Origin of the sequence: Rhodanobacter sp. OK091 (assembly GCF_900142825.1) — a bacterium.
Taxonomy (GTDB): domain Bacteria; phylum Pseudomonadota; class Gammaproteobacteria; order Xanthomonadales; family Rhodanobacteraceae; genus Rhodanobacter.
In genome coordinates this window covers 420,062-442,800 of record NZ_FRCH01000001.1, presented here as the reverse complement: position 1 = coordinate 442,800, position 22,739 = coordinate 420,062, and the positions used below count along the sequence as shown (strand labels likewise).

The 22,739-nt window shown below is 59.4% G+C and carries 25 protein-coding genes; 14 read left to right on the top strand and 11 right to left on the bottom strand.

What is annotated here, in order from left to right; translation table 11 throughout:
- The first annotated feature begins 171 nt into the window (after positions 1 to 171).
- Positions 172 to 2,181, top strand: a complete 2,010-nt coding sequence (locus tag BUA26_RS02220) for an ATP-dependent nuclease (RefSeq protein WP_072757508.1) — start codon at positions 172 to 174, stop codon at positions 2,179 to 2,181.
- A 119-nt stretch (positions 2,182 to 2,300) separates the two neighbouring features.
- Positions 2,301 to 3,275: a hypothetical protein gene (locus BUA26_RS02215; RefSeq protein ID WP_072757506.1), complete on the top strand. Its 975-nt coding sequence runs from the start codon at positions 2,301 to 2,303 to the stop codon at positions 3,273 to 3,275.
- Between the two features lie 139 nt (positions 3,276 to 3,414).
- Here BUA26_RS02215 and BUA26_RS02210 read toward each other — a convergent pair whose 3' ends face one another.
- The 4 genes from BUA26_RS02210 to BUA26_RS19995 form a co-directional block, all read right to left on the bottom strand.
- Complete coding sequence (locus BUA26_RS02210) at positions 3,415 to 3,777, bottom strand: DUF6232 family protein (protein ID WP_072757504.1); 363 nt, start codon at positions 3,775 to 3,777, stop codon at positions 3,415 to 3,417.
- Positions 3,778 to 4,004: 227 nt separating this feature from the next.
- Positions 4,005 to 4,568 (bottom strand): YfbU family protein, encoded by a 564-nt coding sequence (locus BUA26_RS02205; RefSeq protein WP_072757501.1) that lies wholly within the window; start codon positions 4,566 to 4,568, stop codon positions 4,005 to 4,007.
- A 94-nt stretch (positions 4,569 to 4,662) separates the two neighbouring features.
- Positions 4,663 to 5,358: a hypothetical protein gene (locus tag BUA26_RS02200; RefSeq protein ID WP_083572846.1), complete on the bottom strand. Its 696-nt coding sequence runs from the start codon at positions 5,356 to 5,358 to the stop codon at positions 4,663 to 4,665.
- 179 nt (positions 5,359 to 5,537) lie between these two features.
- Positions 5,538 to 6,332, bottom strand: a complete 795-nt coding sequence (locus BUA26_RS19995) for a hypothetical protein (protein WP_143154150.1) — start codon at positions 6,330 to 6,332, stop codon at positions 5,538 to 5,540.
- 380 nt (positions 6,333 to 6,712) lie between these two features.
- Between BUA26_RS19995 and BUA26_RS02190 the strand changes: the two genes are divergently transcribed.
- On the top strand, positions 6,713 to 7,180 hold the full coding sequence (locus BUA26_RS02190) for a hypothetical protein (RefSeq protein WP_072757497.1): 468 nt from the start codon (positions 6,713 to 6,715) through the stop codon (positions 7,178 to 7,180).
- Between the two features lie 474 nt (positions 7,181 to 7,654).
- Here BUA26_RS02190 and BUA26_RS02185 read toward each other — a convergent pair whose 3' ends face one another.
- Positions 7,655 to 7,942, bottom strand: coding sequence for a helix-turn-helix domain-containing protein (locus BUA26_RS02185; protein WP_072757495.1), 288 nt, complete (start codon positions 7,940 to 7,942; stop codon positions 7,655 to 7,657).
- A 115-nt stretch (positions 7,943 to 8,057) separates the two neighbouring features.
- On the opposite strand from BUA26_RS02185, the gene BUA26_RS02180 reads away from it, so the two are divergent.
- Positions 8,058 to 8,294, top strand: coding sequence for a hypothetical protein (locus BUA26_RS02180; RefSeq protein ID WP_072757493.1), 237 nt, complete (start codon positions 8,058 to 8,060; stop codon positions 8,292 to 8,294).
- Between the two features lie 369 nt (positions 8,295 to 8,663).
- Here the strand turns inward: BUA26_RS02180 and BUA26_RS02175 are convergent, their stop codons facing one another.
- The 6 genes from BUA26_RS02175 to BUA26_RS02155 all read right to left on the bottom strand — a co-directional run bounded on the left by BUA26_RS02175 (position 8,664) and on the right by BUA26_RS02155 (position 14,480).
- Entirely contained in the window at positions 8,664 to 9,995 is a 1,332-nt protein-coding gene (locus BUA26_RS02175; RefSeq protein WP_072757491.1) for a carotenoid oxygenase family protein, read from the bottom strand.
- A 13-nt stretch (positions 9,996 to 10,008) separates the two neighbouring features.
- A complete protein-coding gene (locus tag BUA26_RS02170; RefSeq protein WP_072757488.1) occupies positions 10,009 to 10,686 on the bottom strand; it encodes a DUF2239 family protein in 678 nt (225 codons plus the stop codon).
- Between the two features lie 352 nt (positions 10,687 to 11,038).
- Complete coding sequence (locus BUA26_RS20820; RefSeq protein WP_143154149.1) at positions 11,039 to 11,164, bottom strand: DUF3806 domain-containing protein; 126 nt, start codon at positions 11,162 to 11,164, stop codon at positions 11,039 to 11,041.
- A gap of 43 nt (positions 11,165 to 11,207) precedes the next feature.
- Positions 11,208 to 12,080: a CPBP family intramembrane glutamic endopeptidase gene (locus BUA26_RS02165; protein WP_143154148.1), complete on the bottom strand. Its 873-nt coding sequence runs from the start codon at positions 12,078 to 12,080 to the stop codon at positions 11,208 to 11,210.
- Positions 12,077 to 12,352: a cupin domain-containing protein gene (locus BUA26_RS02160; protein ID WP_072757484.1), complete on the bottom strand. Its 276-nt coding sequence runs from the start codon at positions 12,350 to 12,352 to the stop codon at positions 12,077 to 12,079. Before BUA26_RS02160 ends, BUA26_RS02165 begins: the two co-directional genes overlap by 4 nt.
- A gap of 319 nt (positions 12,353 to 12,671) precedes the next feature.
- Positions 12,672 to 14,480, bottom strand: a complete 1,809-nt coding sequence (locus BUA26_RS02155; protein WP_072757482.1) for an amidase — start codon at positions 14,478 to 14,480, stop codon at positions 12,672 to 12,674.
- A gap of 665 nt (positions 14,481 to 15,145) precedes the next feature.
- On the opposite strand from BUA26_RS02155, the gene BUA26_RS02150 reads away from it, so the two are divergent.
- The 10 genes from BUA26_RS02150 to BUA26_RS02100 all read left to right on the top strand — a co-directional run bounded on the left by BUA26_RS02150 (position 15,146) and on the right by BUA26_RS02100 (position 22,696).
- A complete protein-coding gene (locus BUA26_RS02150; protein ID WP_072757481.1) occupies positions 15,146 to 15,502 on the top strand; it encodes a hypothetical protein in 357 nt (118 codons plus the stop codon).
- Between the two features lie 82 nt (positions 15,503 to 15,584).
- The gene (locus BUA26_RS02145) at positions 15,585 to 16,007 is read left to right on the top strand and encodes a hypothetical protein (protein WP_072757479.1); all 423 of its coding nucleotides are present in this window, start codon (positions 15,585 to 15,587) and stop codon (positions 16,005 to 16,007) included.
- 68 nt (positions 16,008 to 16,075) lie between these two features.
- Entirely contained in the window at positions 16,076 to 16,318 is a 243-nt protein-coding gene (locus tag BUA26_RS02140; RefSeq protein WP_143154147.1) for a hypothetical protein, read from the top strand.
- 71 nt (positions 16,319 to 16,389) lie between these two features.
- Entirely contained in the window at positions 16,390 to 16,776 is a 387-nt protein-coding gene (locus BUA26_RS02135) for a hypothetical protein (RefSeq protein WP_072757475.1), read from the top strand.
- A 524-nt stretch (positions 16,777 to 17,300) separates the two neighbouring features.
- Positions 17,301 to 18,059, top strand: a complete 759-nt coding sequence (locus tag BUA26_RS02125) for a 3-keto-disaccharide hydrolase (RefSeq protein ID WP_072757471.1) — start codon at positions 17,301 to 17,303, stop codon at positions 18,057 to 18,059.
- Positions 18,060 to 18,493: 434 nt separating this feature from the next.
- Positions 18,494 to 18,976 carry a hypothetical protein gene (locus BUA26_RS02120; protein WP_072757469.1) on the top strand — a complete coding sequence of 161 codons (483 nt, stop codon included), beginning with the start codon at positions 18,494 to 18,496 and terminating at the stop codon, positions 18,974 to 18,976.
- A 205-nt stretch (positions 18,977 to 19,181) separates the two neighbouring features.
- A complete protein-coding gene (locus BUA26_RS02115) occupies positions 19,182 to 20,342 on the top strand; it encodes a GGDEF domain-containing protein (protein WP_072757467.1) in 1,161 nt (386 codons plus the stop codon).
- Positions 20,343 to 20,839: 497 nt separating this feature from the next.
- The gene (locus BUA26_RS02110) at positions 20,840 to 21,304 is read left to right on the top strand and encodes a YybH family protein (protein ID WP_072757465.1); all 465 of its coding nucleotides are present in this window, start codon (positions 20,840 to 20,842) and stop codon (positions 21,302 to 21,304) included.
- 274 nt (positions 21,305 to 21,578) lie between these two features.
- Positions 21,579 to 21,824, top strand: a complete 246-nt coding sequence (locus BUA26_RS02105) for a hypothetical protein (RefSeq protein WP_072757464.1) — start codon at positions 21,579 to 21,581, stop codon at positions 21,822 to 21,824.
- 71 nt (positions 21,825 to 21,895) lie between these two features.
- Entirely contained in the window at positions 21,896 to 22,696 is an 801-nt protein-coding gene (locus BUA26_RS02100; RefSeq protein WP_143154146.1) for an AraC family transcriptional regulator, read from the top strand.
- Positions 22,697 to 22,739 lie beyond the last annotated feature (43 nt).

Genomic DNA, 22,739 nt, shown 5'->3' with positions numbered 1-22,739 from the left:
TCGGTCATTTTTTAGCGAGCTGAACCGTGAGCTGCAAAAAAGTGTTGGAGACAATTGCTAATGCAACCCGCCAGGAGACCATCGTGTTTCTCAAATTGTCCCAGACACCAGTCTCATTATTCTCATTCTCGCCAGTTTGCGGACAAGTGATGCCCTGCAGGGAGGACAGCGATGCAGCTTGAGCGTGCGCGCATCAAAAATTTCCGGTCACTTCGCGATGTTGAAGTGGCTTTTGGTGCCCATACTGCGCTGATCGGTGGCAATGGCGCGGGCAAGTCGTCCATCCTGAAGGCGATCGAGAAGTTCTACTCAACTTCGAAGGGCTGCGACGCTGACGATTTCTTCGGGCGCGATCAAGGGCAACCGATCGTGATCGAGCTAACCTTTCATCAGCTCAGCCATCAAGAAACTGCAGCGTTCGAGGATCGGGTTCGCGATGGCAAGCTGGTCGTCGCCCGCATTTTCGACGGAAGTGCCGCAAGCGGACGCTATCATGGCGTTGTTCCGCAAATTGCTGATTTCGTGGCGGTTCGGGCGCATTCCGCCGCAACGCCCAGGCGCGCCGCCTACAATGAACTGCGCGAGAATAATCCGCTCTACGCCGACCTGCCCAACGCCGGCAGCGCAGCAGCGGTGGATCAGGCGCTTCTGGATTGGGAGGTCAACCATCCCGACCAGTTGGTGCTGTTGCCCGATGATGGTCAGTTCTTCGGTTTTCAGAACAATAGCCGCGGCAAGCTCCAGCGGCACACGAGCTTCGTCTTCATCCCGGCGGTGCGGGAGGCGTCGGCGGACGCGGCGGACGGCAAAACGAGTGTCATCGGCAAACTGCTCGAACTACTGGTGCGCAGTAAGATTCTCCAACGAACGGACGTCCAAGCTTTCAAGGCGCAGATGACCGAGGCCTATCAGGCTTTGGTGTCCTCCGAAAATATGCCCGAACTTGGCGTGCTTGCTGGGACGCTCACGGCCGACCTGCGCGGTTTGTATCAAGATGCAGAAGTTTCGTTGATCTGGCGCGAGATCGGGGAGATGCCGGTCCCGTTGCCGATGGCGGATGTGTTCCTCAAGGACGATGGTTTCGGTGGTCCGGTGGACAGGCAAGGTCATGGTCTCCAGCGCGCCTTCATCTTTACGCTGCTCCAGCACCTTGCGCGAACGGCGGTGCCGGAGGCCGAGGAAGCGCCTACTGAGGGCCGCGCTGGTGGCGTCGATGGTGCACGCGCTGCCGCCGCGGAAGTGGCGCAGGCACCGACGCTGATCCTCGCGATCGAAGAGCCCGAGCTCTATCAGCATCCCACTAAGCAGCGGCATTTCGCTGAAGTACTGCGGGGCCTGAGCAGCGGCACACTCCCCGGTGCCCAGGGCCACACGCAAGTTATCTTCGGCTCGCATTCGCCGATGTTCATTTCGATGGGGAAGGCTGACGAAATCAGGCTCACGCGACGATCGCCTTGTGTCGACAGCGAATTGAAACAATGCAGCTTACAAGCGCTCGATCTCGATATTGTTGCGCGGACGCTCGAACGTGGCTGGGATAAACCCGTAGGTACCTTCAGTGCACAGACGCTGATGCCGCGGCTCCACATTCTCGGTGCCGAGCTAGCCGAAGGCTTTTTCGCCAGTGGCGTCATTCTGGTCGAGGGTCGAAGTGACAAAGCGGCGCTCACCGCAACCGCGCGGATGCTCGGCGTCAATTTCGAGGCGGCCGGCATCGCCATTCTGTCGTCGGAAGGCAAATCCAATCTTGATCGCCCCTATGTCATCTTCCGCGATCTGGGTATTCCAACTTTCATGCTATGGGATTGCGACCAGCACTTGGCCGAGGCCAAACGGTCGCCGGCGACCGATCTTGCTTTGAGCAAGCTAGCCAAGCGGGACGATCAATTCGACGCCGCGCCGACCAGCGATCTCGTCAGCGATTGCTACGCGCATTTCGGAAAGACGTTGGAGCACAAGCTCAAAGACGATCTCACGCCCGAGGTCTACACGGCCTGCCTTGCTGCTGCCTGCGAACCTTTTGGCGTGCATCCCAGCAGCGACACGCAGAAGATCCCAGAAGTGGTGTATCAGACACTTCTTCTCGCTAAAGATCAGGGGCGCGAGAGCGATATGCTTAAGAACCTCATCCGTGCCATGTGGCGCTTTTTCCGCGGCGAGGAAATCCCAGGTCTGCCATAAAACGAAAAGGTGTCAGGGACAAGTTTGGCACCTTTCCTTGGTGCCCATGGGACGATCAAATCGTACGTAACACCATTCTTTCAGTGGACCTCAACGAACTTTTACCGTTGGATCTTTCTATGAGCGACACCAATGAATCGGCGACCTTTCCCATCGCACCAAACGCCGTACGCTACGTGAAGCTCGGCAAGGGTGGCAAGTGGGAGCGTGAGAGCTTGGAGAAAGGCATTCTTCACTTTGGTTTTGAGTCTGCAGATCCGGTTTCACTCCAGCTGTGTCGTGAGGGCAAATGGGACGAAATTCGCATCGGCTGGCTTGAGGACGGTGGTTTCGCCGCGGGAACTGCCACAAGCTTTTCCAATCAGATGAAGACGTACTTCGAAGATAGGGGTGACACTCTTTGGGTAACCTTTATTGATGACAAGCTGCACTATGGCTTTCTTGAGCCGGGTGAGCCAGAGCGCGCCGATCCGACTGATAATAGTGATTGGAGCAGCTTTCGACGTATGCGGGGTGGTTGGCGCTCGACTGATGCGCTGGGCAATGCTCTGATCCGCTCCAGTCTCCCGGGAACTATTACCAAACTATCCATGTATCGAAGCACCATTTGTCGTGTTTCCGACTACGAGTATTTGGTTAATCGCATCAACGGATGGCGCTCACCGGAGTTAGAGAATGCGGATCGTGCCAGATCATCGCTACTAGAGGCATTGGGAGTGTTGATCCGTCGTCTTCATGATCGAGACTTTGAAGTATTAGTCGATATGGCTTTCGTCAATGCAGGTTGGCGTCGCTTGGGGAGAGTTGGCGGCAACGAGCCTGTGAAAGATCTCGATCTTGAGATACCCCTCACTCGAGAGCGCGCGTACGTGCAAATCAAATGCGCTACGAACCAAGAATGTTTTGTGTCATCCGTTGCTAACTACAAGACGCGTGAACACTACAGCAGACTGTTTTTCGTTTACCACACTTCTTCAATTCCACTCGTCAATCAGTGGGATGATCTGGGTGTAGTTCTTATGGACGCAGAGGACGTTGCACGCATGACGTTGGAGAGTGGCTTGTCAGATTGGATCATTGATCGATCAAGGTAACTGGACTCCAAGCTAAGACGTGTCCGAAAAAACCGGTACACCTCACTCCGTCCCCAACGGCTGTACGAGCTAGTACTGATAGCAATAGTCGCTTGCAGCCGCCGCCAGGAGCCTAGGCTTCTGGTGGCGAAGTCATTGCTTATCCGCGATGAACGATGGATTCATTCAACGCGGTGACGACGCCCTCGATGAAGGACCTCTCCTTGCTTGTCAGTGCCTTGGTCTCGCCAGAAGAGCTCTGTAGCACAACGATCCACTCGGTTTTTTGTGCCACCCACCAGATGATGGCCGCAGCCAGGAACACCAGCCCCCAGCCGATGGCTCCGCTAAACAGCACGATCAGACCGATGACACCGGCAACCACAGATCCCAAACGAGAAGGGTGCCGAACCGCTTGCTTGACTGAGGTCACGCCATTCATCGCGTAGGTCTGGCCGTTAACGATGAACCGGGCGTTGGAGACGCTCACGCCCTCTTGGTTGAAAAACATCTTCTCTTCCATGTATCCCCCTGATAGCAAGAGCAGTTAAGGCCGCTCCGAATGCCTTACTCGAAACGGGCAGAGTACAGTCACCCGGGTTCAGTCAGCCCCAATAAGGGGACGGAGTGGATTACCCCCGTTCCCTATGGCGCTGCTGGTTTGAAAGGTTAGCAGGCGCTGCTTTATCGCGGCGCCCAATAAGAAAAGCCCCGTACTGGGCAGGCACAGGAGTCATTTCAGACTTGGTTTCAAGCGGCGCGGTTGCCTGGGTGTTTCCTGGCGTGAAAAACAGCGATCAGATCATCTGCTGACATCAGCGGCCGGCCGGCTACTCCGAGGGAAGCTCTGATGGGCAGGAAAACCTCAAGCATTCGCTTGCTTGTATCTAGGGTCGGATGATGAGAATTCAGATCAGCTCGCCCCTTAAAGCTACCGAATCGTCGCATTTCCTCGATCATGAAACGGGCCGCACTTAGATACTCAGCCTCATTATTGCCATCGAATCCTGGGAAACTTGGCTTGCCGTTGAAATTTGCCCCATCAGCAAATCGCTTCTTGTCGGCATCTTTCAGCGCGCCATAGGCGGATTCGATGAACGACCACATGTCGAGGACATCGACCACGTGTTTCACATGAGGCGGGCTCTCATTCTGATCGAGCAAGAAGCCATGTTCCCATTCAATCGCCCACTCATTACCGCTGAATAGCGCCTTAGCTACGAGTTCGGAATTGACGCCATCCCGTATTTTCAGTGTCTGATGTACTTCGGCCAGCATAGCCGCGATCAATTTTTGTTCATTCGTGAACTGCATTCCCTACTCCTTCCATTGGTGGAACAATCAACCTACGCCCTCGCTCGTCCTACTCTCAAGCTCTGAATCTCTTCGGGGCACGTCGGATTCCTATCTACGTGAGCGCCTTACTGAGCAACGTTTCGTAGAGCTGAAGTCGCAATCTGATGCTGATCTGCATCACGCTCAGCCAGTAGCCCAAAGCCAACACAAAGATCAGAAAAATTTCCACCCAGCTGGGGTGGGGCGGCCAGTGCATGTCCTTGAACTGAAGGTAGAGCGCGATGACGATAGGCAGGGCGCCGAGCTTTTCGATGCTGCCTGTGAGCATGGGAAGCCTCTCCTTCATCCGCTCGTGGCGATAGCTGACGAATTCGCTCAGCCTTTCGCGTTGATCGAGCGGGAAGGTTTGTAGCCACTCGACTAGCGCCAGATGATGAGGCAAGTCGAAATCCAGTTGCTTGGCAAAATCACGACGCTCGTTGGCAAACGTCGGCCACTTCTTCGGTATCTGAGATATGGCCATGATGGCCGCGCCAGCGATTTCTACAGCCAAGCCGGCATAGGCGAGCACAAGGGTGTACATCGCGTTGCTCGGTAGCAGCTTGACGGACAGCAAGCCAAACAGCGCGCCGGCAGCTGCGGCAACTAATCCCCACTTGGCTTTCTTAGGAAAGACAGCCGTATCCGATGGAGATTCCGGCAGCGCCTCGATCCTTGCGTCCAGCGCAGCAAACGTGAGCTTCGGTGATTCCATGCCTTGATGCATCGTTGCAATCGCTTCGATGCCATCTTCCTTGCGTGTGGCCATGTCTCCCCCTGAGTCAATGCCGCTTGGCAACCATACGCTTGATCGATGCTGCTCGCCACCGAAGACGTTGCAGTGCCGAGCTCAGATCGACTTGGGTCAGGGCGACCGCATGCGAATGTGCGCAGATAACGAGACAGCACCGGGTGCTCGTTCTTGGGCAATACTGGGGCTCCAACCTCCTATTGCCGCTTATCGACAACCAGGGACCTCACGACCTGAAGAAGATTTTCGTATACCAACTTCCAATGCGGGAGCATCTCTCTTTCAATATCAATCGTAATAATTATCCCCTTGGGATATTCAATTCTACTGACGCAAGTCTCAGACGATACGCAATAAAAGCTCACTGGGTTACCGATAATAGGTGTCTTTTCATGCACCGATTCATACCCACCCCCATAACGTAGTCGAAGCCCTAAAGCTTCAAGATACGCATCCCTTCTGGGAAACGACAGCACTTTGTTAGCATCTCTACCGGGAATCCATTGCACTTTATTAGCATCCTTACCGGGAACCCTCGCGCTTTTATCAAATCGACCAGTTTCGCCATTGTAGTGACTGATCTCAACACGGATCCCAGAGCGGTCCCCCTCATCGTGCCTTCCGTGCCTTTCAGGGTCTGTCAACGGGACATGCGGATCTTGGCCAGGAACAACCGGCCCTATTCCCTTGAGGGCCTGAGAGAAATCAAGCGTGAAGAAGATAGAGTCGGCATGACCTTTTCTAATGGGAGGCTGGCTTGTGACGTCAATCGAGTACTGTGGTGGGATGCGGAACAGCACTCCAGCTACTTCGATATCATTCGTTTGACCCTTCACAACACCAAACTGGGCGAGGTATTCGGGTGAAGAATGGAGGAGAAATTCGTTCTTATCTTCACACCCCCCAAGCATCAATAGCAAAAGACCCAGCAGCCAGCTGCACCTAATGACACCGAGTCTCTGTTCTGTCTTTTGGCGGTCTTTCATCATCATGCCCTTAGCCACTCAGGTGATTTCATGTCGACAGCATCAGGCTATGATTTGCTGGTCCGTTATCGACGACGATAACGAGGAGGCCATCTCCACCTCTGTGGTGGCAAACGTGAGCTTCGTTGATTCCATGTCTTGCTGCTCCCCCGGGATTCGCTTCGCTTTCCGGATGCCCGAAGTGCGAGGACTTCATCGCATCGGTCAATGACTACACGACCTCAGCGTAACTGCCGACTGCCCAGCGATGCCAGCTCTGGCATCGTTTCCGCGTCTCGGCCGATGCCTGTCCATCGGCCGGGGCATCCCGGCCCGGTCGCGCGGTTGCCCCCCTGACAACTCAGCGCGACCGGGCCACTTTCTTTCCTGCAAACGGAGATTGCCGCATGTCGCAGAACCTCATTTCGATGGTGTTGACCGCCGACCAGTTGACCGCCATTGATGGCGCGCTGGCCACGTTGGAGCAGAACCTGTCCGGCCTCGTTGCCTTGCAGCCGTCGCAGCGGCGCGAGTTGTACAAGATGGGCGAGAAGTCGGAGCAGTTCGGCCGGCAGACGCTCAACGTGCTGACCAACAACCCGCAGATCGTGCCGCCTAGCCTGGGCCTGGCCGAGGCGCAGCAGGACGTGGCCGCGCTGGACGCGTTGCGCCCGCGCCTGCAGCGAATGAAGCAGCTGGTGGAGCGGGGCGAGGATACGGAGACGGCGCTGGGCAGCGACATCATGAGCACCGCGCTGGAGGGTTACGGCCTGCTCAAGGTGTCCGGCAAGAACCAGGGCCTGGACGGCCTGCGGCAAGAGCTGTCCAGCCGCTTCGCCAAGAGCCGCCGCGTCGCCGACGTCCCGGCGCCCTGAGCGCGCCTGCCGGCGTGCTGCTCACCGCGGTGATCGACACGCAAAGCTGCACCACCCGGCCTGACGCGGCCTGCCACTCCGGCGACCCGTCAGGCCTTTTTTGTGACGGTTGAGTCTTTGGTCGTCATCGCCGAGGCGATGGCACCTCATCGCTGACTCCCGCCGGCTCAATGTTGAGTGTTTTTGCCTCAACGCTGAGCCGGAACGACTCATGTATGAGGTCGCGGATACTCAACGATGAGGCTCCGCACACTCACGCCCGAGCCCTTTTAACTCGTCACTGAGCCGATTTGCCTCATCGATGACATGCCCGAGCCTCACGCGTGAGGCGATGCGACGCATCGTCGAGGTGGACGAGCCTCATCGATAAGTACCTCAGGGTCAGCGTGAGCTGGCCCGGGTTTGACGGACACCTTTGAACACGAACGCTCAGAACGGGTGCTGCCGGTAAAACAGTAACGGGGTCGGGTTCACTTATCGGGACGGTCGCTTTGGTGGCCTGCGAGTAGGCTTTACTTGTCCCAGCTCCTGTTCGAATTCATCGACGAATTCGGTCAGTGATTGCCCGCAAGCATTGCAGAGTTCACGCAACTGAAGCAGGTCCATCCGACGTGAGCCACGTTCGACGTCGCTGACATAGGACTGAGGGCGCTGCAGCTCCACGCTTAGCGCTACTTGGGTCAGGCCGGCCGCTGTGCGAAGTGCACGCAGGCGGCGCAGCAGCACCAGGTACTCGCTCTTGTGTATGGATTTGGCTGGCATGATGACGATCCGTGAAGACCGCCATGACGCTATATCTGCTTTTCAAATATCTGAAAACGGGATATTGTTGTCATGCGGACGGCCATGTCCGCCATATCACCGGAGGAGGGATGCCATGACGGACGAACACCTTGTTTTCGGAGTCACCATCGACCAGATCGACGAGCTAAACACTTTGCTGCGGACGATCACTGCCAATGGCGACGCGATGACGTTCTGCGATACGTCGTACTTGCAACCCCAGAGCGTGTCGACGCTGGGGGAGGCCATCCTCGATTCGGCGCTTGCCCTGCGGGAGATTCTCGATCAGGTCAACGAGCAGAGGCTCGAACAGGAACGGGCATCCGGCTAACCGGGTCAGGATGAGATGGCCCGGGAAGGGGCTCTCGAAACGGTGAAACGAGCCCTGGCCCCTGATTGCAAAACGCCTGCCGCCTGCTCACCTTCGCCACAGCCACTGACCAGCTCCGCCAGCGAATCTGACCACGGCCGGCGGCCACGCTGCCCATCATCGCCATCGCGTTTGCCCACTCCCGTTGGCGAGCCCAACCACCACCACCAGTGGAACTGGCCAGGCTCGCCAACAGCGAGAGTCGACCGGCCGACTTCGGCCAGGAGCGGACCTACAGGTCATCCTGTCGGCTTTCCCGTAAACAGCCATTCAAGGACTCGCTTGCTGCTAGCAGCATACGGCGCAGCGGGGGAAGACCTTCGCGGCGACTTAGCAGTCCTTTGGCAGCCATACCCCGTGAAATCCTGCAGGAATTCGCCTGGGCAGCCGTACTGTCGCTATCGGATCACTATCGATATTCCTGCCGTCGAGAATGACCAAGTCACTGGTATCTGTTGCTCGTCGATAGACACAGACGAGCAGCCAGCCATCGTCTTCATCAGAAGCATTGGGACGCGCTACGAACACCGGCTCGCTGTTTTGGTCTCCTTCTGGAACCCTATATCGCTGCATCGAACCCGACTCGAGATCGTAGCGGACGACACCTCGGAACTCAGTATTTGTTGGCTGCTCCGCAGCGTAGAGAAATCGATAAGGATGGCCTGTTCGGCCTTCGTTGATGCGAGGCAGTTCGATACAGACATCATCAATTTGTCTTTCGGTCACGGTTCCCCTGTCAAGGTCGATGACGTAGCGCCACAGAACTCCGAGTGGATTTTCCTCGAACGTCAAACCGTTGTCCGCGAGACGAAAGTACTGTGGATATCGAACGGCATCCAGCACGACCGTAGACTCATCTGCGTCGTACGCGTTCACCACATGCTGGATAAAGCACGGTGCAATTTCAAACCAACGCATCTCGCCGCCATGACGAGGAATGATGCCCAGCCGCGCCCTATGGTCGTCACGCCAACGCAATGGCATGCGATGGCCACGGGATAGCATCGAGAAGTCATACCCAACGCTAAGGTCAAGCAAGATACTGTGGGTGGCGGTGATGGCCATGTCGTGCATCATCGAGGGAGATGACATCTCGATGTCGACGTCGACGCTGGATGTACCTTCCGCGTCTGTCACCCCGTAGCGCAAAAACGGCTTCTTCCAATCGGCTCGAAAGGTCATGAGTTCACCTGTCTGAGCGTCAACTTTGGGATGGGCCGTCATACCGTTCGTCATCCCCAGGTGACGACGGGATGCTCCGAGAGTTTCGAGCTTAGCCGTAATAGCAAGCGGGGCACCGCCTTCAGACAGCGCCAATATTTCGCCGGCGTGATAGAGCACATTAACGTTCGGATTCGTATCGAGCAGGGCCAGTGAAGCATCAGGGCTGTACACGTCAGCCCATCGTTTTGTACGAGCCCAGCGATTTCTGTAACTCGTTGCGCGGCCGCCATGCAGCGAGATGCCATGCAACATCGCATCTTCGGGCCACCAGTCCAACACGTCGTTTCCCTTGAAACGGCCACCCAAAGGGTTGGGCCCGTTGCGTACCAGCACACCGTTGAGATCTTCCGGAATCGCTCCAATGACGGGAAGATCGACAAGGTCAACTTCATCAAGGACAGCCGCTGCTGCACCTGAATTCAGGTCGATTGTGGCCATGTTTGTAGTCCTTCTATCCGAGGGTTGTCGGGCACACATCGTGGTCAGCGCCGAAAGCGAGCGCGGTTGCGTGATCGCGCACGCCCTCGGGCCATGTGGCAACAAGCTCGCGGAAGCGTGGCTGATCGTTCGCAAATAGCACGCGCGTAGCTTCTTCAAAACCGGGCATGTCTCCGGCCATCGCAGACATAAAATGGTAAGCACGCTCCTGCGCTCTACGACGCCTGTCTTTCTCCCCATGCGTTCGTCTCGCCTCATCGACGAGCTTTCGCAAAGCTACGGAGGCGCTACCGGGTTGTGCGGTCAACCATTCCCAGTGACGCGGCAGCAGGGTAACTTCGCGGGCTACCACGCCTAGCTTGGGACGCCCACGCCCACGGGGTTGGTTCGCTGGAACGTCAGCATCGATGGGATCAGGAGCGGCTCGAAGTGGATAGTCCGGTTGCTCTGACTCGGTACGACCCTCGGTGTTGGCCGGGTGCGAGGCGAGGCGAGCCAACACTTCCTGATCTGAACCTCTCGTATCGATGTCGATCGAGCGCCCGGTTGTGTCATCGAAGATCAAAAGGGGGCCCACGGCACCACTTTCGGCGGCCTGCTTAACCGCCAAGGCAACAGTTTCCAGTGGACCCGTCACGACACGACGGTGACCGTTGAAGCAGGTATAGAGAGGGAGGGACTCGCGTGACATCACTTGAATCTCGAATCTGGAATGGCCTGCAATTTATACCCGGGTTAAAACACTGTCAATAATACACGGGCATAAATACTGCCAAGCAATGCCAAAGTTCGAGGCACTCTCATGCGTCGACAGTCGGGTCCGTTTGGTCTGGGACGCTAACGCCTGCACAAATTCTGCGGGTTGCCGTGGCTTTGGAAAGCTATGGATGGCCGATCGTCAGCGTCCGCTATTCCATGTTGGAACGGCTTGTTTCGGAAAGTCCGTAAGGCAGCAAAGGGTCGGAAGCGGACATTTCAATCTACTGCTGAAAATCCTGAATTGACACCACTGCAGCTTGAAAGAATGCCTGGACGTCAACGGTCTAACCTCGCTCGACGCGCCTGGAAATCATCGTCAAGGGAAACAGCAAGACCGAGGTGCCGGGCAACCTAGGCACAGGATCTCGACCGTATTCGTCAACGCTGCTATCGGCCACGCCAAGTGCCATCTGCTCCGGGATATTGCTGAAAAAGGCAGAGGCACTCTTTAAATCATTTAGTAATATCTTGTAAGCGCCTTTTCATACCATGTAGAGAAAGCGCCGCCATAGCTATGATGACGATCATCCCGGCGCTCCCCTCGGGCCCTGCAGTTCCGCCGCTTAACCAGTCGTTGCCCTGAGGCGTCGCTTCAAGGAGACGCCCAGCGGCGAGAATCCCGCTATCTGCTGCTCCAAACAGCCATGACTCACCCCAGTTCCATGCCGCGTGAAAACCGATGGCCCACCAGAGCGATCCGGTCTGGTACACACTCGCCGCGAACACGAGTGCGAGCAGCACTCCGTTGATAGCGGCGACGCGCGACTCGCCGCCATTGCCAAGATGCAACAAGCCAAACAGGAGCGACGTAACTATCGCCGCGCCCCGCGCACCGAAAACGCGGGATAGTGCCGCTAGTGGGTACCCTCGAAAAAGCATCTCATCTGCAAGCGCGACGAGACCATAACCTGCGGCCCAGATCCCGGCGTACAGGACAGCGCTTGAAACTGGCTGTGCAACGACGTGCAGGGCGAGCGAGCCCGTACCCCGGAGGCCCAGCACTAGCGTGGCAATCGCAAGAAAACCTGTCGCTGCGCCGATCACAGCCCGGCGAACAGCGCTTCGATCGCGGAGCCCATAGTCGAGCACCGACACATGTTCGAGTCGGGACATCAACGCGGTCGCACCCAGAACGATGAGGGCCAGAATGAAGGTGCCGACGATACTCACCGGGTATTCTTCCGGCCCCGAGCCGTGGAAATGTACGCCGAAAGCTTGCAGCAACGCACTCACCGCAATGAAAGCGCCAAGGACTACCGCTGCGAAGGTAACGACGTGCAGCGCACCACGAAGCCGACTTGCTTGCTTAGTTGCAGGAATTTTCACGCTGATACTCCATTCGCAGACCGTAGGTTAAGGGCACGCGAGGGCGCACTTATCAGCCGCTGCGGCAGATTGAAGAACAACGGCAGGCCGTTCAACCGGGCATGTTCGCCTTCCGGCGGTTGCGTATGCACGATGCCCTTGCCAACCACCGTCCAGTGCAGGTCACCGGGTTCGATACGGTGGTCGTTGTGCACGTTGTCGTGGCTGCTCACCTGCGCCAAACCGGATACCAGCAAGCCAAGGCGCCGCACTTTCTGTATGCCATGCACCATGGAAATTCACCGTCGCGGTCATGATCGGCAAGTCGACGGAGAACTTATATAAGCACTGTTACATACACTCAACCCAACCAAAGGCACGGTAGCCGTGCATGCACCGTCGAGTCCCACGTCGGCCATGTTCCAGGAACAGCATGAAGCACTGGGTCTGATGGATGCTTTTAGATGTCGCCAGCCTTTTCGCGCTTCTTCAACGTTGCACTGGCAGACTGCAGCCGCGCGGAAAAGGGCCGTCGCTCAAGCGCTTCAATCGCTCACGGGCTCGTCGCCTCGGCACGCTTTCGACCCCGTCGCCCGGATCAGGCCATGCCGATCAAAACCCCACCGGCCGCTCCCCAGCCACCGCCACTTTCGCTTCCAGCGCGCGGCCGACGCGGCCCAGCGTGCCTTCCTCGAACAGCCGGCCGATCAGGGTCACGCCGTAGGGTACGCGGTGCGGCTTGGCCAGCTTCGGCAGCGGGTGTTTCGGGTCGGGTGCCCAGTCGCTGCGCACCTGGCTCACTTCCACGAAGCCGGTGCGAAGGGTGAGCGAAGGCTGGCCGCACATGTTGGAGATCACCATCATCTCGTCGCGCAGCGAGGGCACCAGCAGCAGGTCCACTTCGGTCATCACGCGCTCCATTTCCTTGGCTACCTTGCGGCGCAGGCGGTCGGCCTGCACGAAGTCCACGGCGGAGAGGAAGCGCGCTTCGCGGAACAGGTTGGGCCAGGCATCCGGGGTTTGCATGGGCAGCTGGTCGGCGGCGCCGGAGAGTGTGAGTTCCTCGAAGGCCGCCGCAGCCTCGGCGAACAGCAGCAGGTTGAGGTCGTCGTACGGCCAGTCGGGCAGGGACACTTCGGTGGGCACCAGGCCGAGCGCGCGCAGCTGGTCGAGTGCGGCGCGGTCCAGGTCGGTGGCCGTCGCGTCCTTCATCCAGCCGGGGAAGTAGCCGACTTTCAGGCCCTTGATGGATGCCGCCGCGTCGTAGTCCAAGTGTGCGGCCACGCTGGCGCCGTCGCCCGGGTCGGTGCCGCGGACGGCGTTGAGCACCAGCAGGGTGTCCTCCACCGAGCGGGCGATGGGGCCGAGCTTGTCCATCGTCCAGCACAAGGTCATGGCGCCGGTGCGCGGCACGCGGCCGTAGGTGGGACGCAGGCCGGTGGTGCCGCAGCGCATGCATGGGCTGATGATGCTGCCCTGGGTTTCGCTACCGATGGCGAACGCCACCAGGCCGGCCGCGGTGGCCGAGGCCGGGCCGGCGCTGGAGCCGGAGGCGCCTTCCTGCAGCAGCCAGGGGTTCATGGTCTGGCCGCCGAACCAGATGTCGTTGAGCGCCAGCGCGCCCAGGCTCAGCTTGGCCACCAGCACCGCGCCGGCCTCGTTGAGCTTGCGGGTGACCGCGCCGTCGTCCTTAGGCACGCGGTGGCGGAACGGCTCGGCGCCGTAGGTGGTGGCGATGCCGGCGGTGTCGAGCAGGTCCTTCGCGCCCCACGGGATGCCGTGCAGCGGGCCACGGTAGTGGCCGGCGGCGATCTCTTTGTCGGCCTGCGCGGCCTGCGCCAGCGCGTGCTCTTCGCACAGCGTGATGACGCAGCGCAGCTGCGGGTCGAAACGCTTCAGGCGTTCGAGGTAGATCTTCGTCAGGCGGGAGGAGGTGAGCTTGCGTGCGCGAATCCACGCGCCGAGCTGTGCGACGGAGGCGAAGGCGATGTCCTCGTCCTTCGCCGGCAGCGGCGTGGCCGCCACCTTGGACGGCACGAACCGATCGTGCGCGGGCCCGACGTGCGCGCGGCCCATCGCCGGGAACCAGGTGGTGGCCGGCGCCAGCCCGTCTTCCAACGCCACCTTGCGCGGGCCGGTGCGGCGCTCCAGCAGCGCGGCCATGGAGGTGGGCCAGTTGGCCACAGCCATCTCGCGCTGCGCCTGGGTCATGCTCACCTGCGCCAGCTTTTCCGCCTCGACAAAGGTGGCCGTGCTCAGCTTCGGCCCCACCGGCGGCGCGGTGTCGAAGGCGCCGGGCGAACCGGGCGGCGGCGTGCCGGGGGCGGGGTTTGCCCCCGTCTGCGCCAACGCGCTGCCAGCCACCATGGCACCCAGCAGGCCAAGCGGCGCCTGGGTCAGGAAATCGCGACGAGTCTTCATGGTTCTCCCCGATACGCCCCGCAGCGGAGCGTGTTGCTGTCGAATCCGGCGAGGATGCGGCCTGCGCCGCACCCCGAGCATTCCGGGCGCGCCGGAATGGCGGCCCACTGTGAACCAGCCTCGGTGCGGGCACAACTTGGCTTGGGGAGAACTCTGATTTTGCCCGTCATTCCAGCGAAGGCTGCGATGACGAGCAAGAAGCCATTGGATCAGACCTTCCCTAAGCAAACAGGGATCAGCGCAGCCCTTCCTGCGCATCGTTGGGGCGGCGCGAGAGGTGTCGGTTTTCTTCGGCCCCGTGGTTCGCCCAAGCGTGGCTGCGATGGTCAGGCGGAAGCGTTTCGGCGTGGGTTAGGTGTGCCACGGACTTGACGCACTTGGTCGGGCTGGCCGATCACAGGCTTTGCGGGCTCGATGGCGCGCGGGCAAGCTCGACGGGAAGAGGTCGAGCCGATGCTGCCGGTCACCGATCTGTCGTGTGAAGACACGATGAGGCTTGTTGTGGGACGATCCCAATCGGGGTTTGCAGTGGATGTATAACCCGACGCAGAGTCAGCAACGTCAAGTGGTGCAAGGGGATAGTGTCTGCGGGTAGGGCTTGATGCGAGATGTATAACCCGACCCGGGTCGGCCTATTAGGTAGTTAGGCATCATAGGGAAGTGTCATGAAATCCATTGTTGGCTTCATGCTGTTGGCTGCGCTGCCATTTGGGGCCATTGCCGGTAACCCTCAGTGCGACGGCACGGGCAACTGGGCCACGAGCATGGCGTTCGTTCATCTGAAAAATGCAGGGCTAATTCACAACGACACTACCGATTTTTCAAAAACAAGAACGGTCCGTATCGCATCCGAAAAGATCGGCAAAGACCTCTATCGGCAAGTGCATGATGTTACCTTCACTGAAAAGTCAGGCAACGTCATCGAGGTCATCACAGTCAACGATGCTTCTCATCAGGAGTGTTCAATGAGCGGTGTCGAGGTATACGTAGTCTCAAAAGAGCTAGGCGGGCTCAAGGACTGAGGCTCATGCCTAACTACTCGTTCGAGGCGGACGGCTACGCCGCCGCTCAACTCCAGCGTTAGACGTTCTTTGGGGGCATTGCATGAAGTCTGACAACTTTCCTATCGCGGCGTCCGTTGCGCTTGCAGTCGGCATTTTGCAGACGTTCCTTCTGCGCTACGTGGACGCCTATATAGCAGCCTATTCCCCAGTTCCTATCTGGCTCGCTTCGCACGTTTTCACGAGCTTTTTCTTGCTCTCGCTACTGCTCATATATGACTGGCTCATCAGCATTTTTTTCTGCCTTCCAGCCGCTTATATTTTGTGCAAATTGCGTCCACGCAGGCTCTTCGTCTACCTAGTTCTTGCGGTTGTACCAAGCTTTCTTTGGCAACACCGCCTAGTCTTCATCGAACCCGTCCGATACAGTAATTTCTTGGCTTTTAACAGCGTTCTGCGTGATTTATTCATGCTGCCAGCGGCGACAGCAATTGTTCGCTTTGCTCAACGTCGCAGGAACGTCTAACAATTCGTTCAAGGCGGACGGCTTCGCCGCCGCTTAACTCCAGCGTTAGGCCACAAGGACTGTCTGCCGTGAACTCTCATCAAAAGTTGGCCATTCTTATTCTTCGTCTTGTGGCTGCTGTATGGACGGCCTTCATCGTGCTCGGCTGGAGCATGTACGCGATCGAGGCTGCTGCAGGCGTCAATGTTCAGCACTACCCTGAGCACACAGTCATAGGCAACATGGCTTACATTGTCGTCGGTGTGCTTGTGCTCATTTTTTCCAAGCCAATTGGTAAGTGGCTCGGTCGTGACCTTGGGGACAAGGCCTAACATCTCCTTGAAGGCGGACGCGCTAACGCGCGCCGCTTAACTCCAGCATTAGGCATCAGTCGGAGTATTTCGTGAACTGGCAAAAGATCATTTGGCTCGCACTCTCATTGTTCGTCGCTCAGTTCACTATCGGTTTCCTCGAAGGTCTCTTGTCGTCGCCCAGGTCCGGCGTCTCGGCGTTTCTTATAGGCAAGGCTGCCTCTCTTGTCGTTTGCTCGGTACTTTTTGGTTGCTTCGCGGCACGCAACCCCATCAGGACGTTAGCTCATGCTTGGCTCGCTCTTCTCTTCCAAGTGCTTGCCGCAACCCTCTTTTCCGCGACCCTCTCTCATTGGCTTGACGAGGCCCCACGAGTCTTCGTGGTAGCAGAATGGGCTGTACTTGTTGCAGCTCTTGGAATTGGTACTTGGTTCGGCAGCATCTTTGTTAGTCGCATGGCTGAGCTTGCTGATGCCTAACAATTCATCCAAACGGACGCGCGCACCGCGCGCCGCTTAACTCAAGCGTTAGGCACCAGGGCATGCACACAGCAACTGTTGAGATCTTTTCAGACCAAGCCAACGCTGTGGTGGTTCGTCATCCCGACCGTAGGTTCCCCGGCGTACTTGTGCAGGGTGACTCGCTTTACGCACTTTGCTGCCAAGCTGACGCAGCATGTACTGGTGCAAAGTCATCCCTCGACTCTGGGAGCTATAACGAACTCAATGATCTTCGCGATAAGCTCTGGGGATACTTAAACCACTACAAATCGGTGCTTGGCGAGCATCAGCTTCCGCTGCCTTTCAGCGAATCGGCTGGTGCCTAACCATTCGTTCAAGGCGGACGGACGGCTAAGGGGACGGACTACCTCCTCGGGTCCTCCGCGTCCCTGATTCGCCATGATCCGTACGCGTGACCTTTGTCCCATGCGCGAAAGCACCAGAACGCTAAAGTCGGGCTGTTGTGCGCGGGAGAATCCGTGCGCGCTCGAGAAGAGGCAGTCATGACGCTACGCCATTTTTCCGGATCCGCCGTTGTGCTGGCGCTGGCGACACTGTTCGCCACGCCGCTATGGGCGCAGTCGCACAATGCGCTGTCGGCGCAAGAACGTGCCGAAGGCTGGCAGCTTCTGTTTGATGGCCATAGCCTGAAGGGCTGGCATGGCTACAACCAGAAGGGCACGGGCAAGGATTGGTCGGTGGTGGACGGGGCGATCCGTCTGGAACGTGGGCACGACGGCGACCTGAAGGACTTCCAGGACCTGATCACCGATGCCAGCTACGCGGACTACGACCTCAAGCTGGAATGGAAGATGAGCCCGTGCGCCGATGCCGGCGTGCTGTTCAACGTGCACGAGACGCCTGCCGATACCTATTCGTTCCAGAGCGGGGTGGAGATGCAGATCGCCGACCTCGCCTGCACCGTGCCCGACAGCCGGGTGCTGTACGAACGTTCGGGCGACATGTTCGATCTGTACGCCGCACCGTACGAGTCGGTGCGAGAGGCCGGGCAATGGAACCAGATCGAGATCCGCGTCGACCACGGTCACGTGCAGTTTGTGCAGAACGGCCGGACCACCGTGGATACCACGCTGTGGGACAGCGCCTGGAATGCCCGCGTGGCGCAGACCAAATTCGCGCACTGGCCCAACTTCGCCCGTTTCCACCAGGGTCATATCGCCCTGCAGGGGACGGAGGACAAGGGACAGAAGGGTCAGCCGATCCACCTGTGGTTTCGCGACATTCGCATCAAGCCGCTCTAGAAGGGCCTGCCGTCGTGGCTTGCCGGCGTTCGTTTGCCGGACCGTCGTCGGTGTAACCGATCGCGCCCGTGATGCATGCCATAAAAGGAGATGCGGCTAATTGAGCCTCGTCCCTCGCGCCGGTCAGCCTTTTAGCTTAGGCGTTGAACGTTCGCTCCTGGCCGGTATGCGTCGGACGACAATCACGGATGTCGCCTTTCTCTGTCGCACCGTGGCAAGCCAACCGACAGGGATCAGGGTATCCGGCGATATTGGACGTCTTGTCGCCATGAAGCCGGAGCCGCCCAGTCCGCTCAGCAGTAGCGATGCGGCGCAGGTTGCGCCATTCGGAGACCACGGGAGCATACTCGACCCTCGATCCGCGCACCGGGGGAGCTTCGGCACGAATCGAGAACCCAGCTGCACAGAAGACAATCAACTGAGGGAGAGAGATCATGAACAGACTACTTCAAGTGCTGGTGATCAGCGCGATGCTGGTCTTTGGATTGGCGTCACTCGCATCTGCTGCGAATGTGCCCGATCCGGTGATCGGCACCTGGAAATTGAATCTTGAAAAGTCCAAGTACCCTGAGGGCGCTGCACCAAAATCCGAGAGCCGGACGTATGCGGTGACTGCCACGGGCATTACATTGGCGGTCACGGGAGTCGCCGCGGACGGATCGGCGATTTCGCAGTCGGCGACGTTGACCTATGACGGCAAGGACATTGCGTGGACGGGTTCCACGATGTTTGACGCGGTATCGTTGAAGAAGGTCAATGGCACGACCGTTAAGGCTGAACTCAAGAAAGACGGCAAGGTGGTTGGCCATTCGACACGCACCATCTCCGACAAGGGGATGGTGTTGACTCTGTCCTCGGCGATCAAGACGGCTAAGGGCGGCACAACCCACGAAATCGCGGTCTACGATAAACAGTAATGTTAAGCGGCGGAGCGTGCGGAGGCTGCGCGCTCCGCCTTTCGGCTGGGATCCAGTAGCCGTGATATTCCGTTGCTGATCGAGAGCGCCCCTCTGGCCGAACGAAAACGCTCGCATGTGCGGGCGTTTTCTGTTGAGGCGCCGCACGCCTGTTTCATTGCATAGGGGCTGCTGGCATGATGCCGTCAGTTGACCCGGAGGTTGCTTGCAGCCACTCGATACCGAGACGTTACTGAGTGTCTACCTGGCGCTGTCCGGGTTGACCGCGTTGTTTACGCTGGTGGGCGGCTGGACCACGCGCAAGCCCGGGTTGTGGTTGTGGTCCGGTGCGTTCCTGGCCTCGCTGGTCAGCCAGGCGATCAGGCCGGTCGTCGCCGAGATCTGGGGCATCCAGGCGTCGAAGCCGCCAGGTCACCTGGGCGGGGTGCTGCAGGCCTTGCTGGTACTGGCGGGGTTGATGGCGTTTCTCGGCCAGCGCATTCCGTGGCGTGGCATGGCGCTGCTGTTCGGCGCGCTGGCGGCTTTTTCCTTTACCTTGTTGGCGACCGGGCAGAGCCTGTGGTGGTCGCTGTCGATCACCCAGGGCGTGGCGGGGCTGGCCATGGTCCGTGCGGCCTGGATCGCCTGGCGGGCGCGACCGCCGGGCGGCAGCGGCGCGCTGGTGGTGATGGCGGCGGTGCTGGGCACCGCGGCGCTGGTCGCGCTGGCCCGCGCGGTGTCGATCCTTCCCATCCACATGTCGGCGGCGCAACTCAACGAAGCCAACGAGCGCTGGCTGATGGCGACGTTGCTGCTGATCGTGGCCGAAGGCTTCGCCATGCTGGTGTTGGTGAACAGCGCCTTGCGCGAAGAGCTGCTGAAGCTGGCCGATTTCGATCCGCTCACCGGCTTGCTCAACCGCCGCGGCCTGCGCTCCCGGCTGGAGCGGCTGATGCAGCCGCTGCCGGCGGCCGAGCACGTACCGGCAGACGTGGCGGTGGCCGTGGTGGACCTGGACAACTTCAAACTGATCAACGACCGGCACGGCCATCAAGCGGGCGACGAGGTGCTGGCCGAGGTCGCGCGACGGCTGCATGCCGGCATGGGGATGGGCGACCTGGTGGCGCGCACCGGCGGCGAAGAATTCATGCTGGTATGGATCGCCGCGAAGAAAGGCGTCGCCGAGGCCGCCGGCGAGCAACTGCGCACACTGGTCGGCGACAAGCCCGTGGCCAGCCAGGCCGGTGAGCTCGGCGTTACCGCCAGCGTCGGCATCGCCACCGGGCCCTGGCGCAACGGCAGCGACTTCGAAAGCCTGGTGAGCCGCGCCGATCACGCGCTCTACGCCGCCAAGCGCGAAGGCCGCAACCGGGTAGTGATGGGCTGACGCGAGCGCGCCTGACCCCCTCTCCCCCGGCGAAGCCGGGGGAGAGGGCTGGGGTGAGGGGCGGCTCTTCCGCCTTCAGGGGCGAAGGAAATTAAATCGAATGAATTGCCTCCGGCTTCTATGGAGCTGTGAGGTTCATTCTTGAACAGCTGCACTCAGAACGGGTGCTGCCGGTAAAACCGCTCGAGCTGCCGATAGACCTCCGGCAAATGCTGGCGCAAGGTTGCCGGCGCCTCGAAGCATGGCTGGCTCCGAGAAGGGCTCTGACCCGCTTTGATTCGTACCGGCCGAGCGAAAACTCGGCGCTCCCTGCAGGTGGACTCAGAACGCCAAGTAACAAGCTCCATCGCCCGATCGTTCCTGACAGATCCACCACTGCGCGCCAGTGGCGCTCCGAAGGCGGAGCACAAGCAGTCCAAAAGGAGTCGGCTTAGAGGAAGTCGTATTCCGTCCTGCGCAGCGTATATTCCCTCGGAACACCACGAGGGGAGACTGTTATGCGCATGGTCAGGAAGGTGGGGCTGTTGGTTGTGGTTGGGGTGCTTTCATTGGCGGTGCAGGCCGGCGAGCCACCGGCGCACGCGATGTCGGCGGGGGATTGCTGGACGAAGGCGATGAACGCGCGCGACGTGGACGCCGTGGCAGCCTGCTATCTGCCCGATGCCGTGATGTGGTTTCCCGGTGGCGGGATGGTCAAGGGGCGTGAGGCCATTCGCAAAGGTTATGCCGGCTACTTTGCGGCCTACACCATCAAGGATGCCAGCCTCGATGACATGGGGCACGTGGATGCAGGCTCTGCCAAGACCACCTGGGGCACATTCAAGATCGTGATGGTGTCCAAGGCCGACGGCAAACCTGTCACTGAGCGCGGCCGGTTCACCGACGTATCGCGCAAGGTCCATGGGCACTGGTTGTATGCGGTGGACCACGCGTCGGACGACCCAGCACCCGCCACGAACTAACGGGGTCAGAGCCACGTACAAGCACGGTTTGTGGCGGCTGACGTGGTGAGGGCGAGGACCGATGAGCAGGTCCGGATCGGCTTTGCAGGCTGGAGCGGTGCCGAGGGAGACTTCGGATGCCGCGCCAACCCAGACCTGATCTTGCCGATGTTCCGCAGCATGTGGTTCAGCCGGAAAGGGCTATGACCTGCTTTGATTCGGGCGGGCAACGACGGTACACGAGCGGAGCAGGGTCAACCGGGCTATCGTGCCGTCCTGATCACGAAGAAATACCATGACGAAAAGCTACGACCCGCCCCTGACCACGAACCCGCATGCGCCCCTCTACCGTGTCGATAAAACGATCAAGGCAGCCCAGCAACGGCTGGATGCCGCTATCGACGCGAAGCGGCATCACACTAGCCAAAATCTGGCCTATGAAGTGATCAAAGAGGCTCGCGAAGGACTCAAAAAATCCGAACAGATGCGTGTTCTCAAGATCAAGGAACTCGCGCAGAAAGCGGCGGAGAGCGACGGATAGGGCTCCGACACGCTTTGATCGCTGGGTGTCGAATCCCGGTAGCACGCTCCATGAACGAAAGGGATCATCCCTTGGCCAAGAAGACCCACCACGTCGTGCCGCACCGATCCTGCTTGCCGGGCGTGGAAGCCTTGTCGCTGCTCAGCGAGCATGTCTTTCCCCGCCATGCGCACGATCAGTACGGGATCGGCGTGATCACCACGGGCGCGCAGAAGTCCTGGAGCGAGGTGGGGGCGGTGGAGTCCGCGGTGGGCGACGTGATCATGGTGAACCCGGGCGAGATGCATGACGGTTCGCCCATCGGTGGTGCGCGTGGCTGGCACATCCTTTATCTCGAACCTGATCTGGTGATGCGCGAACTGGCTGGCGAGTTCGGCGGCGGTGACGTGGTGTTCCAGCCTGTCGCGCACGACCGCGCCCTGGCGCGTGAGGTCATGAAGTTGCTGGGTGCGCTGGAGCCCTCCACGACATGTGATGACGCCGAAGAGATTCTGCTCACCTGTCTGGCGCGCGTTGTGCAGCAGCACTGCTTGAGCGGCCCGCGGTTGCCGCGCAGGTCGCCGGCCGTCGCGCGGGCGGTTCAATGGATTGAAGCGGAGCCGGATGCCGCCACGCCCTTGTTCGCGTTGGCGGCCTCCTGCGGCGTGAGTCGCTTCCAGCTGATTCGCGGCTTCATGCGCGAGGTGGGCACGACGCCCCATGCCTACCGCATCCAGTTGCGCGTGCGGCTGGCCCGGCGACACCTGGCACAGGGCTGCTCCGTGGCGGAGGCCGCGGTGCTGGCGGGCTTCGCGGATCAGAGCCATCTCACGCGCGCGTTCGTGCGTCAGTTCGGTATTACGCCGGGGCGTTACCAGGCCGCCGTGGGTTAGTGGCGGCGCAATAATCTTCAAGACGGTGCGTGGCCGGTTTGCG

Excerpts from the sequence above, each read along its gene's own strand:
- BUA26_RS02220 (WP_072757508.1), top strand. The coding sequence starts at position 172 with ATGCAGCTTGAGCGTGCGCGCATCAAAAATTTCCGGTCACTTCGCGAT.
- BUA26_RS02215 (WP_072757506.1), top strand. The coding sequence starts at position 2,301 with ATGAGCGACACCAATGAATCGGCGACCTTTCCCATCGCACCAAACGCC.
- BUA26_RS02210 (WP_072757504.1), bottom strand. The coding sequence starts at position 3,777 with ATGGAAGAGAAGATGTTTTTCAACCAAGAGGGCGTGAGCGTCTCCAAC.
- BUA26_RS02205 (WP_072757501.1), bottom strand. The coding sequence starts at position 4,568 with ATGCAGTTCACGAATGAACAAAAATTGATCGCGGCTATGCTGGCCGAA.
- BUA26_RS02200 (WP_083572846.1), bottom strand. The coding sequence starts at position 5,358 with ATGGCCACACGCAAGGAAGATGGCATCGAAGCGATTGCAACGATGCAT.
- BUA26_RS19995 (WP_143154150.1), bottom strand. The coding sequence starts at position 6,332 with ATGATGATGAAAGACCGCCAAAAGACAGAACAGAGACTCGGTGTCATT.
- BUA26_RS02190 (WP_072757497.1), top strand. The coding sequence starts at position 6,713 with ATGTCGCAGAACCTCATTTCGATGGTGTTGACCGCCGACCAGTTGACC.
- BUA26_RS02185 (WP_072757495.1), bottom strand. The coding sequence starts at position 7,942 with ATGCCAGCCAAATCCATACACAAGAGCGAGTACCTGGTGCTGCTGCGC.
- BUA26_RS02180 (WP_072757493.1), top strand. The coding sequence starts at position 8,058 with ATGACGGACGAACACCTTGTTTTCGGAGTCACCATCGACCAGATCGAC.
- BUA26_RS02175 (WP_072757491.1), bottom strand. The coding sequence starts at position 9,995 with ATGGCCACAATCGACCTGAATTCAGGTGCAGCAGCGGCTGTCCTTGAT.
- BUA26_RS02170 (WP_072757488.1), bottom strand. The coding sequence starts at position 10,686 with ATGTCACGCGAGTCCCTCCCTCTCTATACCTGCTTCAACGGTCACCGT.
- BUA26_RS20820 (WP_143154149.1), bottom strand. The coding sequence starts at position 11,164 with ATGGCACTTGGCGTGGCCGATAGCAGCGTTGACGAATACGGTCGAGAT.
- BUA26_RS02160 (WP_072757484.1), bottom strand. The coding sequence starts at position 12,352 with ATGGTGCATGGCATACAGAAAGTGCGGCGCCTTGGCTTGCTGGTATCC.
- BUA26_RS02155 (WP_072757482.1), bottom strand. The coding sequence starts at position 14,480 with ATGAAGACTCGTCGCGATTTCCTGACCCAGGCGCCGCTTGGCCTGCTG.
- BUA26_RS02150 (WP_072757481.1), top strand. The coding sequence starts at position 15,146 with ATGAAATCCATTGTTGGCTTCATGCTGTTGGCTGCGCTGCCATTTGGG.
- BUA26_RS02145 (WP_072757479.1), top strand. The coding sequence starts at position 15,585 with ATGAAGTCTGACAACTTTCCTATCGCGGCGTCCGTTGCGCTTGCAGTC.
- BUA26_RS02125 (WP_072757471.1), top strand. The coding sequence starts at position 17,301 with ATGACGCTACGCCATTTTTCCGGATCCGCCGTTGTGCTGGCGCTGGCG.
- BUA26_RS02120 (WP_072757469.1), top strand. The coding sequence starts at position 18,494 with ATGAACAGACTACTTCAAGTGCTGGTGATCAGCGCGATGCTGGTCTTT.
- BUA26_RS02110 (WP_072757465.1), top strand. The coding sequence starts at position 20,840 with ATGCGCATGGTCAGGAAGGTGGGGCTGTTGGTTGTGGTTGGGGTGCTT.
- BUA26_RS02105 (WP_072757464.1), top strand. The coding sequence starts at position 21,579 with ATGACGAAAAGCTACGACCCGCCCCTGACCACGAACCCGCATGCGCCC.